Genomic DNA, 16,674 nt, shown 5'->3' with positions numbered 1-16,674 from the left:
ATGTGGTTGGCCTCGCTTTCACCGAGATTTTTCCGCCGCTCCGGCGATATTCTTCGCCATGGCAGGAAAGATGAGCCGATGGAAAGGCGAGACGAACCCCCAATAGAGTCGCCCTCGGATGCCTTTCGGAATGAAGACCGCTCGCTGCCTGAAATCGCAGCCACGACCAGCCTCGGTGGTGGTGAATTCGAGCCATGCACTGCCTGACACCCGCATTTCGGCACGAAGGAGCAGACGATGCTCGGGGTCCAGCTCCTCGACCCGCCACCAATCGACAGGGTCACCGACACGCAGACGGTCCGGCAGGCGTCGCCCACGATTGAGTCCAACGCCACCGACGAGCTTGTCCCACACACCTCGCACCTTCCATGCGAGTGGCCATGAATACCAGCCATTTCGTCCGCCGATGCCTTCGATGACTGGCCACAGCTGCTCAGGCGTCAGCCCTGGAAAGCGCAGTGTCCGGTCATCGGTGAATACTCGCTCTCCTGCCCATTCGGGATCGTTGGGCAGAGGTTTCGCTGCCTGGGCAAGCTCCCCCGCATCGGCATCCCAATTAGTATCGACGGCCCCTTCAGCCTCGCGCTGCAGCGCTAAGCGCACGGACTGCTCATAGTTGAGCAGACCGTCCGGTGGTGGCGATATGACAGAGTCGACATCGCGGTCTTTGGTGACAGCATCCTCTTGCAGTGACTGGACGAGCGGCAGGGTCAGCGTGAACGGCAGCGGGGTAACGAGGCCAACCCAGATCCCGGACAGTGTGGGTGCGGGCAGAGGTAACGTGAGGACGTGCCGGGGCTTGAGTCCGGCGATCGCGGCGAACGTCTTCATGATCTCGGCATACTTGAGAACATCATGGGACCCGATGTCGAAGGCACGGTTGACGTCACCGTCGATGTCGACGGCCCTGAGGAGGTAGTAGAGCACATCACGGACCGCCAGTGGTTCAACGTGATTGGTGACCCACCTCGGCGCCGGCATCAACCGCAAAGTCAGGGCGAGGTGACGAACCATCTCGAAGGAGGCCGATCCAGATCCGATGATGATGCCTGCCTGGAACGCGACAGTGGGCACAGACGAGTCGATGAGAATCCGGCCGACCTCTGCTCGCGAGCGCATGTGCATGGACAGGTCCGCCTTGTCGGGGTGGAGTCCTCCGAGGTAGACGATGCGTCGGACGCCTGCGGCTTCTGCTGTTTCGGCTACCCGTCTGGCGGTTGCGGCTTCCCTGTCTTCGAAGTCGTGCCCCGATCCCATCGAGTGGACGAGGTGGTGGATGATCTCGGCTCCGGTGGCAGCCTCGACGAGGCCGTCCCCATCGTCGAGGTCGACGCGATGGATGTCGACGTCATCGGCCCAAGGCACCTGTTCGAGTTTGTGCGGTGATCTCACGGCGACGCGAACACGGTGGCCGGCCTGCAATAGGCGAGGGACGAGGCGTCCCCCGATGTAACCGGTGGCTCCGAGCACCAGGACCGTGCGGGGGTGGCGTGATGGCTCGATGGCTTCAGGGTGAGATTGTTCCACGCTGTCACCATAAGTATAATTCGCTAGCTTGGCTAGTGATCGACGAGACTCAGATAAACAGTCCGGATGCCACCCGCCATGCCTCATATATTTTTACCCGCGAAAGGGTGGACCCTCGGACACCATGGGGAGTGACCGGTCGATGGCGACTCGAACAGAGCCCACCACGAAATACGCCAGGCAGTACAAGAAAGCCTCGAAGAAGAACAAGAGCGCTGTTCTCAACGAGGTCATCGCGACAGGTCGCCAAACGCGACCGGAAGCCTCGTGCCAGTTAAATACACCGACGAGCTCAAGACTCGTGCCGTCGAACTCGTGATCCATGCTCAAGCCGACCCCGACACCGCGAACGGGCAACCGCCCGCGTCGCGAACGAGCTCGGACTGAGCAAAGAAACTCTCCGCGTCCGGCTTCTAGCTGTGGCGCATCGGGCAGGGGTTCTGGTTGCATCGGATGCTCCTGTGGCGAGTCCGAGGACGAGGAACAGACTGGCGAGGACCGTGGTGAGAGTACGCATTACTTGTCGCCTTCTTCCTGAGCTGCTTCTTCTTCTGGGTCGAGTGAGTAGATGATGGAGTTCGAGGCGACGATGATCCGGTTCTCCGGGGCCGCCCATGGAAGTGCCGTGTTGGTGACGAGTGGTTTGGTCTCGCCCGCGAGTGTGACGATGTCGCGGCCGCAATCGCCATAGGCAGTCTGGGCGGGAATTGCGAGGGGACTGAAATCGGGGGCTTCCTCGACTGGCTTGTCGTCTGCACCGAATCGGAAGATCAGTCGACCGAACCCGATCGCGTGGGGGTGAGGCGACGATGTCGGCGCCGGCCTTGATCTTGGCACCATCAATAGACTTCATGGCGAGGACAGAACCGTCGTTACCGTCATGGACAGCGACGACGTTCTTGCAGACATCGCGAGGCAGATACCAAACTGAGGCACCCCAGCATTGCTGGCGTAGGCATCGGCTGGGCCAGCGTGACTCTCAGCGCCTGGGTAACCGGCAACCGAGGAAAACGACGAGGGGACTGATGCAGGGTGTTGGGCAGTCAGATTCCAGCTATGAGCCCAGAAGCGCCAGAGGAACTACAGCTACTCCGTCCTGTCTGCGATAGGCGAATTTTCCGGATGTCACAATGATTTTGTCGACGAGCTCATCACCAATCTTCTGGTGCAGCCAGTTGAGGTGGCGAACGTCGGAATCATCGATTTCTGAGGCGAGCTTGATTTCTATTGCAACCACACGACCATCCGGCTTTTCAACAATCAAGTCGATTTCGTGGTCTCCGGAGTGCGTTCTCAGGTGACCTACCTGATGGCCGAATGCTGGGATATAACACCGAATGCATAAGGTGACGAGAGACTCGAAGAGGGATCCGAGGAGTGGGCCATTCTTCAAGCTCCGATAGTTGCGGCTGGTGTCGGCCCGTGTTCGGTTTCCGAGAAGCGACTCCGGCGTCGCGCGGAGGAGCCGAGCAGCAAGAGCTGGATCTGCGAGCTGATGTTTCGGCTTATTTCCCAGCTTGTTCAGTTCCCCTCCCTCAGGTATCCAAGCGGGTATTTCATCAAGCAGCCACAATTGGCTGAGCGCTTCTCTGAAATCTCCTATAGTCGCGCGGCTTGGGCGGCTCTCCTTTGAAACCGCTGCAGCGATGGATTCGAAACTTGCAGTCGTCGAGGTCGCTGCAGCGTATGCACGAAGCCATGCAAGCAGAGCCTGCGGCCGTCTGAATTGTGAACCGAGTGCAGGAACCTCTCTCTGTAACGCATAAGTGAGATAGGCATCCAGCTCGTCCGCAATTGTTGACGAGGAGCCGTTGCGGAGGGCAGGGAAGCCTGAAGACACGATCTCGCGCACGTACGAGTCGAGCGACACGCTAGTTGTTCCCTCGATATCGTCGCCGGTGTCAGCGAGGATGCGGCGGAGGCTGACTGATGGTTCGTCTAGGAGACGTTCCTCTAGAGACATCGGGTACATACGGAGCCGAACGATACGGCCCGCACCGGTATGGATCTGTGTTTCATTGGTATTCGCGCTGCCGGTCAACAGAAAGCGCCCCGGAGCACGGTCATGATCGACTTCTCGACGGACGTGGTCCCAAATCGGCGGGTCGTACTGCCACTCGTCTAAGAGAACTGGACGAGCAGCTGAGCTGGCTCGACCACGGTCAGCGCGAAGGATTGATAGTTCTTCCGGATTATCTAGCCTGAATACAGATCCGGCCAGCCGTGATGCGGTCGCAGATTTCCCCACAGCCTTCGGACCGTCCACAGCTATGGCAGGGAACCTCTTCAGAGCGTCTGAAATGACACCGTCAAGGATTCGTGGTTGATACTCCATGGACCAAGATTACAGTTTCGCCGTCACTTATTGAACAGTTTCGCCGAACTGAAGTGCACAGTTTCGCTGTCACTTATTGAACAGTTTCGCCGAACTGTCAAATCCGTCAAAGGACGGTTGATCAGATTTGCGCAAAGGGAAGCAGCGGACTCAGGGGATGGGAGTCGTCACTCGGGGATGGGCAACCGCATTTTCCGAGGGAGTCCCTCCAACAGCGGCAGCCACAGTTCCAAGGCCGCCGGTAAGCTCGGAACCGCATGCCGCAGAACATGAACAGGTACCTCGACGATCGCCACCGTCGCCGGGTGGATCAGTTCTGCGGCCTCCGGGCCGCCGAAGGCGGCTCCGAGGAGCCGGCCGGTACGAGCGTCGACGACACTCTGTGCGTTTCCCTCGGCATCATCGCGCAGCAATGAAGTGCTGGCGCTGCAGGTGAAGGGCAGTTGAGAGACCGCAACCTCGCAGCCGTCCTTGCGGGCCTCAGCTTCAGTCAGTCCCACCGAGGCGACTGCGGATCGCTGTAGACGACCTGGGGGCCGGCACATACTCCTGGATCTCCTCGGCTTCTTCGCCGAGAGCTCGGGCCCTGATCTGTGCGCCGAGGACGCGGGCACGATATTGGCCCCAGTGGGTCAGCGGCGCCTCTACGCTGGCATCCCCGACGGCACACAGCCAATCAGGTAAGCGTCCCGCTGCGATATCCTCGCTGGTCAGCCCAAGGCTCTCCAGTCCGAGACCGTCGAGGCGTGGTTGTCGCCCTGTCGCCACGAGGATCTCGTCAGCCTCGAACATGGATGCCCCGTCCGGACTGTTGGTCCGGATCGTGATTTCACCGCCATGGATACGACCGAGGCCAGTGTCTGCGGCCCGTTTCCGGCTGCGGTCGGTGACCTCGGCTCTCAGATCGACTCTGACCCCTGCTCTTTCAAGCGCCTCGGTGACATGCTGGCCCGCGAACGGTTCGTGACCGGCCAGAAGGCCACCACCGCGAACGAGCATTCGCACTCGTGCACCCAGTGCGGCCATCCAGGTCGCGGCCTCAACTGCGACGACTGTGTGTGATCAGCTTTAAGTAGGCCGTTCCAGGTCCGGAACTCATCCATTTCAGTGTCTGGATTCCAGCCGAAAGAGCACGAAAAATCTACGTGTTTCCCCTGCAGAACCTGATGAGCCGTCAGCGGTGTGAGTTCTGCGCGTCCCGCCCTGGATTCGCTGACAGTGATTGCGGCTACCGGAGCACAGAACGTGTTCGTGGGTCTTGGCGAGATGCCTTGATTGAGCGAAAACGATGTACTCGGCAACCGGCCCAAGCTGGGAGGCGTCTCTACGTCACCCCATCACCAGGGATTCGCCAGCTGCCACTGCTCGAACCAGTACCTGTCGCCTTGGTAATGGGACTTGGAGGGTTTGCAGCCCTTGAGGTCCGAATGCTCGTCCAGCCAGGTGCGCACCAGGCCGGATACCTCCTCCATTCGGTCGCGCCAATCGTCGAGTGGCAGCACCAGCACCGTGCCGTCGGCTGCCGTGAGGCGGCATGAGTAGTTCGGCAGCCCGTCCGTGTTCTGCGAATGCGTGTAGCTGATCTGCTCGCAGCCAGTGGTGAGATAGAAGCGGATGTACTCCCCCGACACGTCGGAGCACAGCGACTTGAAGTCCTGATACCTGCTGAGCCACTCCGGCCTCTTATATTCGGTCATACGTTCTATTATGCGCCCGCCGTGAGTGATTGTGAACCGGATGGGCTCCTGCGCCCAATTGCCTCAGCCTCACTTCCAAAATAGTTCCCCCTCGAGCAATCCAGTCGCAACAGCCCTCCGAATCAGACGTGATTGCCCGTTGCAGACGACTTCTGCTTCCACCGCCAGGAAAGGAACACGAATGACGACCATGAAGCACACACGCACCCGGACCATCTTCGGTGCCACAATCGCAGCCCTGACCGTGACCGTCGGACTCTTCACCGCTCCGGGTGCAGCCTCGGCGGCTGAGAATCCACAGGCGACCTCGACCGAGACCTCCAGCTCACTGATCGAGGGACCACTCGTCGATCTGGGAGATCTGATGAACCTCATCGGCTCCATCAACATCGGACAGTTCCAGTAACGGCCAACGCAGTGCTGCGCACCCTTGAAGCACTGCCCGCCGCCCTTGTCCCTGCAGCACTCCCCCACCACCCGATGTGAAAGACCTGATGACTGACGACTCTTCTCGAATCGAACTCACCTCCGCCCAACGAGGCATCTGGTACGCCCAAAAGATCGAGCCCGACAATCCGACATTCCAAATCGGGCTGTACGTCGACATTCGCGGATCCCTCGATGTCAACGTGATGCGCCGTGCCGTCGGCACCACCGTCTCAGAGGCCGATTCGCTCAACGTCGTGTTCCGTGAAGACGAACAGGGTGCCTACCAGCAGCACGGTCCCGCACGCAGTCATCTCCATGTCCACGATCTGCGCGGAGAGTCCGAGGGCGATCCAGCCGCGACTGCTCGCGCCATGATGGACGACGATCTCAGCACCGTCCACGATCTCGAAGACGGGGAACTGCTCAGGTCCGAACTGTTCCACCTCGACACCGACCACTGGATCTTCTACCAGCGCGCCCATCACCTCATCGTCGACGGGTACTCCGCGATACTCGTCCTGCGGCGTGAATCCCAGCTCTACAGTCAGCTGATCGGCCCGGCGACCGGGATTTCGGAGTCGCCCTTCGGCAGCCTGGAGGACTTGGTGGCGGAGGAAGCCGAATACCGTTCATCCGATCGTTTCCACACCGACGCCGACTTCTGGACGCAGACGCTCTTGGAATCGGAGCCAGCCACCGGTCTGGCCGGGCACCCACCGGCAGCGGCGAAACAGCTGGTCACGGTCAATGCCGAAATACCCCAAGAACTGGCCCGACAACTGGCACGAACTCGCTCGGCTCCGACGATCATGCTCAGCGCCGCAGCAGCCTACCTGCACCGAATGACCGGCCGGCAGGCCATCTCTGTGGGGCTTCCGGTCACGGCCCGGCGCAGCGCCCTGGCCAAATCGGTCCCGTCGATGATGTCCAAGATTCTGCCTGTGCAGCTGAGCACCACACCCGAGACCACGGTCGACGAACTCATCGAGAATGCGGGCTCCGCGCTCCGCCGGACCCTCATCCACCAACGCTTCCAATATCAGGAACTCGACACCGACACCGACTACATCGGGCCTTCGGTCAACATCTTCCCAATGGTCGACGACATCGACTTCGGTGGAGCATCTGCGTCTCTTCATCTCCTGTCAACGGGACCGGTCGATGACCTGTCGATCATCATCCACGGCTTGGGAGCGGACACGCCCTCCTCCAGCGGGAATGACCAAGCCGCCATCATCCGCTTCGAAGCGAACGCCGCGCTCTACAGTCACCAGAGCCTCACCGAGCACCTGCGGCAGTTCATCTCCGTGCTCTCCCAATTCAATCCTGCGCAAGCACAGCCCTTGGCCGAACTGTCGCTGATCGACGATACGGAATCTGCCGAGCTGATCGCCGGCGGGCAGGGCCGAACTCAGGATGTTCCCGGCCATACCGTGGTCGAGGAGTTCACCACGCATGCCCGAAAGTCTCCTCTCGCCACCGCTGTCGTGGCCGTAGACGGTCAGATGAGCTTCGCCGAACTCGATCGCCGTTCGACTCAGCTGGCCTGCCACCTCCGGGAGCTCGGTGCCCGTCCGGGCGCGCGCATCGCTGCGCGCCTGGGCCGGACGACGGCTCTGCCCGTCGCCGTGCTCGGGATTCTCAAGGCGGGTGCGGCATTCGTGCCGCTCGACCCCGACTACCCTGCGGCCCGGATAGAAGCGATGGTCGCTGACGCCGGTCCGGTTCTCGTGCTGAATTCCTCATCGGTGACCGGCCCCGGCGGAGAGACCACGGTGACCACCGGTGCTCCTGTGATCGATCTGGATTCCGACCAGCTCTGGGAGAGTCTGTCAGCCGATTCATCCCCGACATCGACTGGGAGCGTTCCTGCTGCAGACGACCTCGCCTATGTGATCTTCACCTCCGGGTCGACCGGTCGGCCCAAGGGCATCGGCGTCGAGCACCAGTCCCTCCTCAACCTCTTCCACAGTCACGTGGAGTCCATCTTCACCCCCGCGGTCGAGAGACTCGGGCGCGGATTGCGCGTCGCCCACACCGCGGGGATCTCGTTCGATGCTTCGTGGGATCCCCTGCTGTGGCTGTTCGCCGGTCATGAACTCCACCTCATCGACTCACTCACCCGCCGCGATCCGGAAGCACTGACCGAGTACTTCTCGACTCACCGCATCGACTCCATCGAGACGACGCCCTCGTTCGCCAAGGCCCTCCTGGCACACGGCACCTTCAGCGGCGACGAGCATCCCAGCGTCGTGGCGCTGGGTGGAGAAGCCGTCGAAAGCGGACTGTGGCGTGAACTGGCCGCGTTGGACGATGTGACCTTCTACAATCTCTACGGTCCCGCCGAGACCACCGTCGACAGCCTCACCGCCCCCATCGTCTCCGGCTCTGTCCCGGTGCTGGGCCACTCCGTGGCGAACACCAGACACTACGTCCTCGATTCTCGGCTGAGTCCCGTGCCCGCACAGGCACAGGGAGAGCTCTACATCGCCGGACTCAACCTGGCACGCGGTTACGTCGATCGTCCTGGAACAACGTCCGAACGATTCATCGCCGACCCCTTCGCCGACGACGGATCCAGGATGTATCGCACCGGAGACATCGTCCGCAGACCCCTGACCGGTGGCATCGAGTTCCTGGGGCGAGGCGATGAGCAGATCAAACTTCGTGGGTACCGCGTCGAGACCTCAGAGGTCGAGCTTGCTCTCCAGGCTGATGAGAGGATCCGTTCCGCGGCCGTCGTCCTGGGACAGAATCAGGCTGGCTACGATCAGCTTCTCGGGTACGTCACCGCGAACAGCGACATCGACATCGCCGAGGTGCGCCGGAGCATGAAGACCCGTGTGCCGGACTACATGGTGCCGTCGTTCATCATGCGCATCGAGCGCATTCCTCTCACGGTCAACGGCAAACTGGACCGACGGGCACTTCCAGAGCCCGAATCGTCGCAGGCCGAATCCGAGGCGCCGAGGGACGCAACAGAGCAAGCCGTCGCCGCGGCCTTCAGCCAGGTGTTGGGGGTGGACACCATCGGCATCGATGACGACTTCTTCGAACTCGGCGGACACTCGTTGCTGGCAACTCAGCTCGTCGCCTCCCTGAGGACGAGCTTCGCCGTTGCTCCGGCACTGCATGAGGTGTTCCAGCACCCCACGGTCCGCGAACTCAGCGCCACCCTCGATCCGAACGCTGACTCCGCCGACCCCGGCCGTGAACTCGTCGCTGCGGACCGGCCTTCCTCGGTCCCGCTCTCATACGCCCAGTCCCGCCTCTGGTTTCTCAACCAGTTCGACACCGCTTCCGCTGCGTACAACATTCCGCTCACCCTGCGCATCCGAGGAGACCTGAACTCCACCGCTCTGCATGCCGCCATCAACGACCTCGTCGCACGGCATGAGAGCCTGCGCACCGTCTTCCCCTGGACGGCGGGACAACCCGAACAGGTCATCCTCACCACCGCCGAGGCGCAGATTGCCATGCCCATCATCGAGATCAGCGAAGAGCTCGTCGACCACACCGTGAATGCCGAGGCCACACGGGGATTCGACGTCTCGACCCAGCGTCTGATCAGAGCTCTCCTGATCAGACAGGGCGCCGAGGACCATCTCCTGCTTCTGACACTGCACCACATCGCCGCGGACGGCTGGTCACTGCGCCCCTTGGCCAAGGACCTCTCAACGGCATACCGTGACCGCGACCGCGGGCACGACCCTGTCTTCACGCAGCTGCCGGTCCAGTACGCCGACTATGCTCTCTGGCAGCGCAAAACACTGGGGGCCGAGAACGACCCGGACAGTGCGATCGCCGATCAGTTGGCCTTTTGGAAGAACACGCTCACCGGTGCACCTCTGGAACTCAGACTTCCGGTCGATCGTCCCCGCAGCACACGCACGACCGGTCACGTCTCCCGTGCGATTGAGATCGAGATCAGTCCTGCGAGCCATGCCGGTCTGCGCCGACTCTCGGCGGACCGCAACGCCAGCCTGTTCATGGTGCTGCAGGCAGCATTCGCCGTCCTGTTGGACAAGCTCGGTGCCGGCAGCGACATCCCCATCGGCACACCCGTGGCCGGCCGAACTGAGACGAAACTCGACGAACTCATCGGCTTCTTCGTCAACACGCTGGTGCTGCGCACAGACACTTCGGGCAATCCGAGCCCCGTCGACGTCATCGATCGGGTGCGCGCATTCAACCTCCCTGCCTACGCCAATCAGGATGCGCCCTTCGAACGCGTCGTCGATGAGGTCAGCCCACCTCGGTCGGAGAGCCTCCACCCCCTGTTCCAGGTGATGCTGACCCTGCAGAACACCGCCCCCGTCGATATCGACATGGGTCGCCTCGACGTCGAATCCGCACCCGGCCCGGAGGTGTCTGCGGCGAAGTTCGACCTCCTCCTCGATCTGGCTGAACTCGATCCCCAAGACGGGGCGCGCAGTGACTCTGCGCACCGCGACGGCGAGGCCCCCGGCATCGTCGGCTCCCTGGAATTCGACTCCGCACTCTTCGATGAGTCCACCGCCCAGGACATCGCTGCACGGTTCCTGCGCGTCATCGAGGCGTTCGTCACCGGCCCGCACCGTCTCCTCTCAGACCTCGACGTGCTCAGTCCGAGGGAGCGCGAGTCCCTCCGCAACGAGAGCCGCGGACCCGATCGAGACCCTGTCGAGTCGACGATCATCGACGCGTTCGAATCGACGATCAAGCGCCACCCTGACCGTCAGGCGCTGGTCTCCGACTGCACCGAACTGACCTTCTCAGAACTCGGCTCTCTCGTGAGAGGTCTCGGCCGCGGACTCGCCCGCCATGGGATCGCGCGGGGGGATACTGTCGCGATCGCGCTGCCCCGGTCCGCCGATGCCATCGCAGTGCCCCTGGCGGTGCTGCGCATCGGCGCAATCGCCGTGCCCATCGACCTCAGCTATCCGCAGGAGCGAATCCGACTGATCCTCGACGAGAGCGACGCCGACGCCGTCATCGTCGACCCCTCCGATGTCTCTCTGCGTCCCGAGAACGCCATCAGCATCACCGACCTCTGTGACGGCCACGTTGATGCCCAAGGCGGCGAGACCCTGACGGGCCGACACGATACGGCCCTCGACCACCGTCGTCCGGATCCTGACGACCGGGCCTACGAGATGTACACATCGGGTTCCACCGGCACTCCCAAGGGCGTTGCCGTGGCCCACCGGTCACTGATGAACCTCTTCGCTCACCATCGGGCCACGATTTTCGCCGAGGCCGGACTCGACGATGCACCGGTGAAGGCCGCGCACACCGCCGGGCTGGGCTTCGACGCCGCTTGGGACCCGATTCTCTGGCTCGTGGCCGGGGCGAACCTGCACATCGTCGGCGACGAAGTGCGCAGAGACGCCGAAGCACTGGTCCAGTACTGCCGCGCGCACCGAATCACAGTGCTCGAAACCACCCCGTCCTTTCTGCGACAGCTCATCACCTCGGGGCTCTTCGACGCAGAGGCCGACAGCGACACCACTCCGCTGTCGATCGCTCTCGGCGGAGAGGCGGTCCCCGACGAACTCTGGCGCGAACTGGCTGACACTGCTGCCGTCAATGCCTACAACTTCTACGGGCCCACCGAATTCACCATCGACTCCGTCACGGCACCAATCGAGGGAGCCCACAGCACGATCGGCCACCCGATCAGAAACGTCCAGGCCATGGTGCTCGACCGCCATCTGCGCGAAGTCCCTCACGGGGTCGTCGGCGACCTCTATCTTGCCGGAGACGGAATCACCTTGGGATATGTGAACCGGGCGAAGGAGACCGCGCAGCGGTTCCTCGCCAATCCGAACGCCTGCGGCGAGCGCATGTACCGGACCGGGGACCTGGTTCGTCGGACCGCGGGCGGCGGCCTCGACTTCATCGGCCGCGAGGACGATCAGATCAAGCTGCGCGGGTACAGGATCGAACTCGGCGAGGTGGAGAATGCACTGGCAGGGGCCCCAGGTGTCGAGCAGGCGGCGGCCATCGTCGACAATCCTCACGACCCGCAATCTGCCCGACTCATCGGCTACTACACCGGAGACGCCGGAGAGGGCACCATCCACGACCATCTGGTCGCCCGGCTCCCGACCCCGATGGTTCCACGACTGCTCATCGGCGTCGACACCATCCCCCTGACCGCCCACGGCAAACTCGACCGCGGCCGGCTGCCCGCACCCGCCATGTCGGGGCAGCAGGAGTCTCGCCGCGCTGCCAGGACACCGGAGGAACGCACCATGTGCCGGCTGTTCTCTACAGTGCTCGGAGCAGAGGAGGTCGGACTCGATGACGACTTCTTCGAACTCGGCGGACACTCGCTGCTGGCGGTGTCGCTCATCGGTCGCATCCGTGAGGCCTTCGACACCGATCTGCCGCTGCGAGCCATCTTCGATGCACCCACTCCCGCAGCTCTGCTCCGCCGTCTCGACGCTCCCGAACACGCACCTCAGTTGTCCCTCGCCGAGGCGGCAGCCGCTCCTGCCCGTCCCGACGATGGCGCAGCATCAATGAGCCTCACCGAGTGGAGACGGTCCTCGCTCAGCACTCGACCGCACCTGATCCCACTGTCCTACGGGCAGGCACGCATGCGCTTCCTCAACCAGCTCGACACCGGGGCCTCCGACTACAACATCTCGCTGGCGGTTCGCTTCGCCGGGGATCTGGACCCCGAAGCCCTCGGCCAAGCTCTGACGAACGTGATCGCACGACACGAGATCCTGCGCACCGTCTACCCGACGGTCGATGAGACACCGGTCCAGCACATTCTGCCGCCGACAGCGGGACAGAACATCATGGACCGCTTCGTCACGGACTCGCCTGCCGCAACCGCAGAGACCTTGGCAGAACAGGCGGCACTCGGCTTCGACCTGAGCACGGACCTGCCACTGCGCGCGTCCCTCTTCGACGAAGGCGAGGAATGGGTCCTCCACCTCGTCATGCACCACATCGCCACCGATGGGGCCTCGCTGCGACCGCTGACGCAGGACCTGTCCACCGCCTACGCCGCACTGCGGGGCTCCGCCCATCCCATGCAGCGCACACTCGACGTCCAATACGCCGACTTCGCCCTGTGGCAGCGCCACGTTCTCGAGGAGCAGCAGAACCCAAGTGAGCAGGACGGTCGGCAGGAAGGTGAACAGAACTCACTGCTGGAGCGCAAACTCCAGCTCTGGTGTGACCACCTCGCCGGAATACCGACCGAACTCCCCCTGCCCTCGGATCGGCCACGCCCACACAGTGCTCGCCAGTCCGGGCGCCACCATCGCTTCAGCCTCGGCGACCGCACGACGCAGCGTTTGGCTGCGCTCGCCGCGGACAACGGCGCCAGCCTGTTCATGGCACTGCACTCCATGCTCGCCGGCTTCCTCGGCAGGCTCAGCGGCAGCGAGGATGTCGTCATCGGCACTCCCAGCGCCGGTCGTTCGGATCCCGAACTCGAAGACATCGTCGGGCTCTTCGTCAACACCGTTCCGATTCGCAGCGACATCTCCGCCCAGCCCGATCTGCGCACGCTTCTGGCACGCACCCGGACCGCGGTGATCGAGGCATTGGAACTCGACGACGTGCCGTTCGAGCGCCTCGTCGAATCCCTCAATCCGCCTCGCGAGCTGGGACGTCATCCGCTGTTCCAGACCATGTTGTCCCTGGAGAACTCGGCGACGCCGAACCTTGACCTCCCGGGAGTCGACACGAGCATCGAGCCGGAGGTCGAGACCGGAGATGCCAAGTTCGATCTCTCGTTCACCTTCCACCAGAGCACCCCGGGCGCCGGCCTGGACGCCGTGCTCGACTTCAACTCCTCGATGTTCGACACCGAGACCATCGCCGGGCTGTGCGAGCGGTTCACCCGGTTCGTCGACGAGGCGGTGAGCGCTCCGGATCGCCCGATCCACGACATCTCCCTCCTGGGCACCGCCGAGGTGGATCAGGCCATCGATGAACTCACCGGTCCCGTCCCCACCACCTCGGCGCCCCTGATCCTTGACGTCTTCGCAAGCACAGTGCGCCGGATGCCCGATGCCATTGCAGCCCAGGACGCCCAAGTCTCGCTGTCGTTCCGCGAAATCGACGAGGCCTCCGAGCTGCTGGCACACGAACTCATCGGCTGCGGTGCGGGACCTGGTGCCGTGATCTCGGTTCGCCTGGGCCGCGGGGTGGGTATCATCGTCGCCACCCTGGCCGTGCTCAAATCCGGGGCCGCCTTCAATCCGATCGACATCGACTATCCGGTCGGGCGCACCACTGCAATCCTGTCCGATGCGCAACCGGTCATCGTCGTGGCCGCAACCGGGACCGCTGAGGCTCTTGCCCCTGTTCTCGTCGATGCCGGGATCACTCCGACAGTCATCGAGGTCTCACCGGCCACCGGTGCGGTGAACACCACTGCCCCGGCAACCGCAGCGCAGGTGGAGCACTCGCCTCGGACATCACAGTCCGACCCGACTGCCTATGTCACCTTCACCTCCGGTTCGACCGGTCGGCCGAAGGGCGTCCAAGTCGGCCATCGGGCCCTCGCGAACCTGCTCGCCTCCCATCGCGGAACGTATCTGCCGACTCCGAGGTCCGAAGACGAGCAGATCGCTGTGGCCCACACGACCGGAATCGGGTTCGATGCCGCGTGGGATCCCCTGCTGTGGATGGTCGTGGGACATCATATCCACATCGCTTCCGAGCAGGTCCAACGTGATCCACAGCAGCTCGCGCACGATCTGCTGCACCTGAGCATCCGATTCTGGGAGACGACTCCCAGCTACCTGCGCCAGCTCACGACCGAACCGGACTTCCTTCGCCTGCTCGAGGAGGCTGCAGCCGCCGGCACCACCGTCACTGTCGCCCTCGGGGGTGAGGCTATCGACGGGGGGCTCTGGGAGTGGCTGCGCGATCAGCCCGGCATCACCGCACACAATCTCTACGGCCCCACCGAGACCACGGTCGACGTCTTCGCCGGCCCGGTCTCCTCCTCGCCGACACCGGTGCTCGGCTCACCGCTCCCGAATATGCGCGGGTATGTGCTCGATGAGCGACTGCACCATGTGCCCGCCGGAACGACCGGAGAGCTCTATCTCGCAGGGCCCCAGCTGGCTCACGGATACCGTGGTCGTCCGGGGTTGAGCGCCGAACGTTTCGTCGCCGACCCGTTCGGCTCCGCCGGCGAGCGCATGTACCGCACCGGAGACCTCGTCGTGCGTGAGCGGGGCGGGCAGCTGAGTTTCCTCGGTCGCAGCGACAGCCAGATCCAGCTGCGCGGATTCCGAGTCGAACTCGGGGAGGTCGAGCGCGCACTGCGCTCCACCACGGGCGTCAAAGACGCACTGGTTCGCCCTGTCGGCGATGATCCCGCGAGCATGCAGCTCATCGGCTACATCGTCGCCGATCGGGTCGAGACCGCTGATCTGCTTTCGTCGCCGGCAGAGCCTCAGGAGGTCCTCGCCGACGAGACTCGACGTCACGCGCGTTCGACCCTGCCCACCTATATGGTTCCGACGCGCATCGTCGTCATCGACGAGGTGCCTCTGACGACCCACGGCAAGGTCGACGAGGCGGCACTCCCCGATCCATCAGCGGCGGCGGTCGGCTCCCGGCTGGAACCCCGAACACCTCAGGAGGAGACCGTGGCGATGGTCTTCGCCCGGGTCCTGGCACTGCCACGTGTCGGGGTCGACGAATCGTTCTTCGAACTCGGCGGGCATTCATTCCTCGCCCGGCCCCTCATCGCGGCTGTCAACGATGCTCTCGGTGCCGAGCTGTCGGTTCAGTCCCTCTTCCGCTCCCCGACCGTCGAACAGTTGGTGGTCGAAGCAGCCCAGGGCACCGCGAACTCCATCGACGACAGCCTGCAGCGTCTGCTTCCACTGCGCACCTCGGGTTCGAAGTCGCCTCTGTTCGCTGTGCATCCGGCCACCGGCATCAGCTGGGGCTTCGCCTCGATGCTCCACGGTCTCGATGCGCAGCGCCCGCTGATCGGACTGCAGATGCCGGGGCTGGCCCCGGATGATCCAGACGAGATCACTGCGAGCACACTGACCGAGCTCGCCGATGACTACATCATCCAGATGCAGTCGGTGCAGCCGGCCGGCCCCTACCACCTGATCGGCTGGTCCTTCGGCGGCGTCCTGGCTCACCGTCTGGCCACCCGACTGCAGGAGAAGGGTGAGGACGTGGCATTCCTCGGCGTTCTCGATGCCTTCCCCACGGGGCAGGATACCAACGCCGATGTGGGCGAAGGGGCAGCGCTGTGGGCGAACTATCTCCAGACCCACTACCCGGGCACTCCCGAAGAGACCGAGGGCCTCGATGACGCCCAGGCACTGGAGTTCCTGCGCCGGCACGGTGATCCTCTCGGCAATGTGTCGCCGGGAACCATCTCCTCGATGACCCGAGGCTTCCTCACTGTGGCGCAGCTGATCCGAGAAGCACCGCTTGAACGGTTCGACGGCGACCTCAGCCTCTTCGTCGCCACCGACGAGGTGCCACACGGAACCCCGGCACCGGAATCATGGGGCCCCTTCGTCACCGGCGACATCCACGTCACCGATGTCGCGGCCCGACACTCGGACATGCTGACCACAGCAGCGCTTGCAGAAATTCTTCCCGTGATGGCAATCCACTTGGATGAGGGCGCCGAATCACAGACGAGACCAATCAACTCCAAAAACAGAAGAACCCCGCCCCGGAAACACCAGTAGG

At 63.2% G+C, this 16,674-nt stretch carries 8 protein-coding genes; 2 read left to right on the top strand and 6 right to left on the bottom strand.

Annotated features, from left to right (window positions below; all coding sequences use genetic code 11):
• Positions 1-18 precede the first annotated feature (18 nt).
• The 6 genes from BSP239C_RS13585 to BSP239C_RS13560 all read right to left on the bottom strand — a co-directional run bounded on the left by BSP239C_RS13585 (position 19) and on the right by BSP239C_RS13560 (position 5,559).
• Positions 19-1,527 carry an SDR family oxidoreductase gene (locus BSP239C_RS13585; protein WP_101573760.1) on the bottom strand — a complete coding sequence of 503 codons (1,509 nt, stop codon included), beginning with the start codon at positions 1,525-1,527 and terminating at the stop codon, positions 19-21.
• A 516-nt stretch (positions 1,528-2,043) separates the two neighbouring features.
• Positions 2,044-2,364: a hypothetical protein gene (locus BSP239C_RS13575; protein WP_145997455.1), complete on the bottom strand. Its 321-nt coding sequence runs from the start codon at positions 2,362-2,364 to the stop codon at positions 2,044-2,046.
• A gap of 217 nt (positions 2,365-2,581) precedes the next feature.
• A complete protein-coding gene (locus BSP239C_RS13570; protein WP_101573755.1) occupies positions 2,582-3,862 on the bottom strand; it encodes an ATP-binding protein in 1,281 nt (426 codons plus the stop codon).
• A gap of 167 nt (positions 3,863-4,029) precedes the next feature.
• Positions 4,030-4,362 (bottom strand): hypothetical protein, encoded by a 333-nt coding sequence (locus BSP239C_RS21165; RefSeq protein ID WP_257930207.1) that lies wholly within the window; start codon positions 4,360-4,362, stop codon positions 4,030-4,032.
• Entirely contained in the window at positions 4,349-4,888 is a 540-nt protein-coding gene (locus BSP239C_RS21160; protein ID WP_226841972.1) for an FAD-dependent oxidoreductase, read from the bottom strand. The genes BSP239C_RS21165 and BSP239C_RS21160 overlap by 14 nt, the downstream gene beginning before the upstream one ends.
• 311 nt (positions 4,889-5,199) lie before the next feature.
• Entirely contained in the window at positions 5,200-5,559 is a 360-nt protein-coding gene (locus BSP239C_RS13560) for a hypothetical protein (RefSeq protein ID WP_101573753.1), read from the bottom strand.
• 181 nt (positions 5,560-5,740) lie between these two features.
• Between BSP239C_RS13560 and BSP239C_RS13555 the strand changes: the two genes are divergently transcribed.
• Both BSP239C_RS13555 and BSP239C_RS13550 read left to right on the top strand, forming a co-directional pair.
• Complete coding sequence (locus BSP239C_RS13555; RefSeq protein WP_101573751.1) at positions 5,741-5,965, top strand: hypothetical protein; 225 nt, start codon at positions 5,741-5,743, stop codon at positions 5,963-5,965.
• 88 nt (positions 5,966-6,053) lie between these two features.
• Positions 6,054-16,673: a non-ribosomal peptide synthetase gene (locus BSP239C_RS13550; RefSeq protein ID WP_101573749.1), complete on the top strand. Its 10,620-nt coding sequence runs from the start codon at positions 6,054-6,056 to the stop codon at positions 16,671-16,673.
• Position 16,674 lies beyond the last annotated feature (1 nt).

Source organism: Brevibacterium sp. 239c, from assembly GCF_900169365.1.
Taxonomy (GTDB): Bacteria; Actinomycetota; Actinomycetes; order Actinomycetales; family Brevibacteriaceae; genus Brevibacterium.
This window is presented reverse-complemented; position numbering and strand designations above follow the sequence as displayed.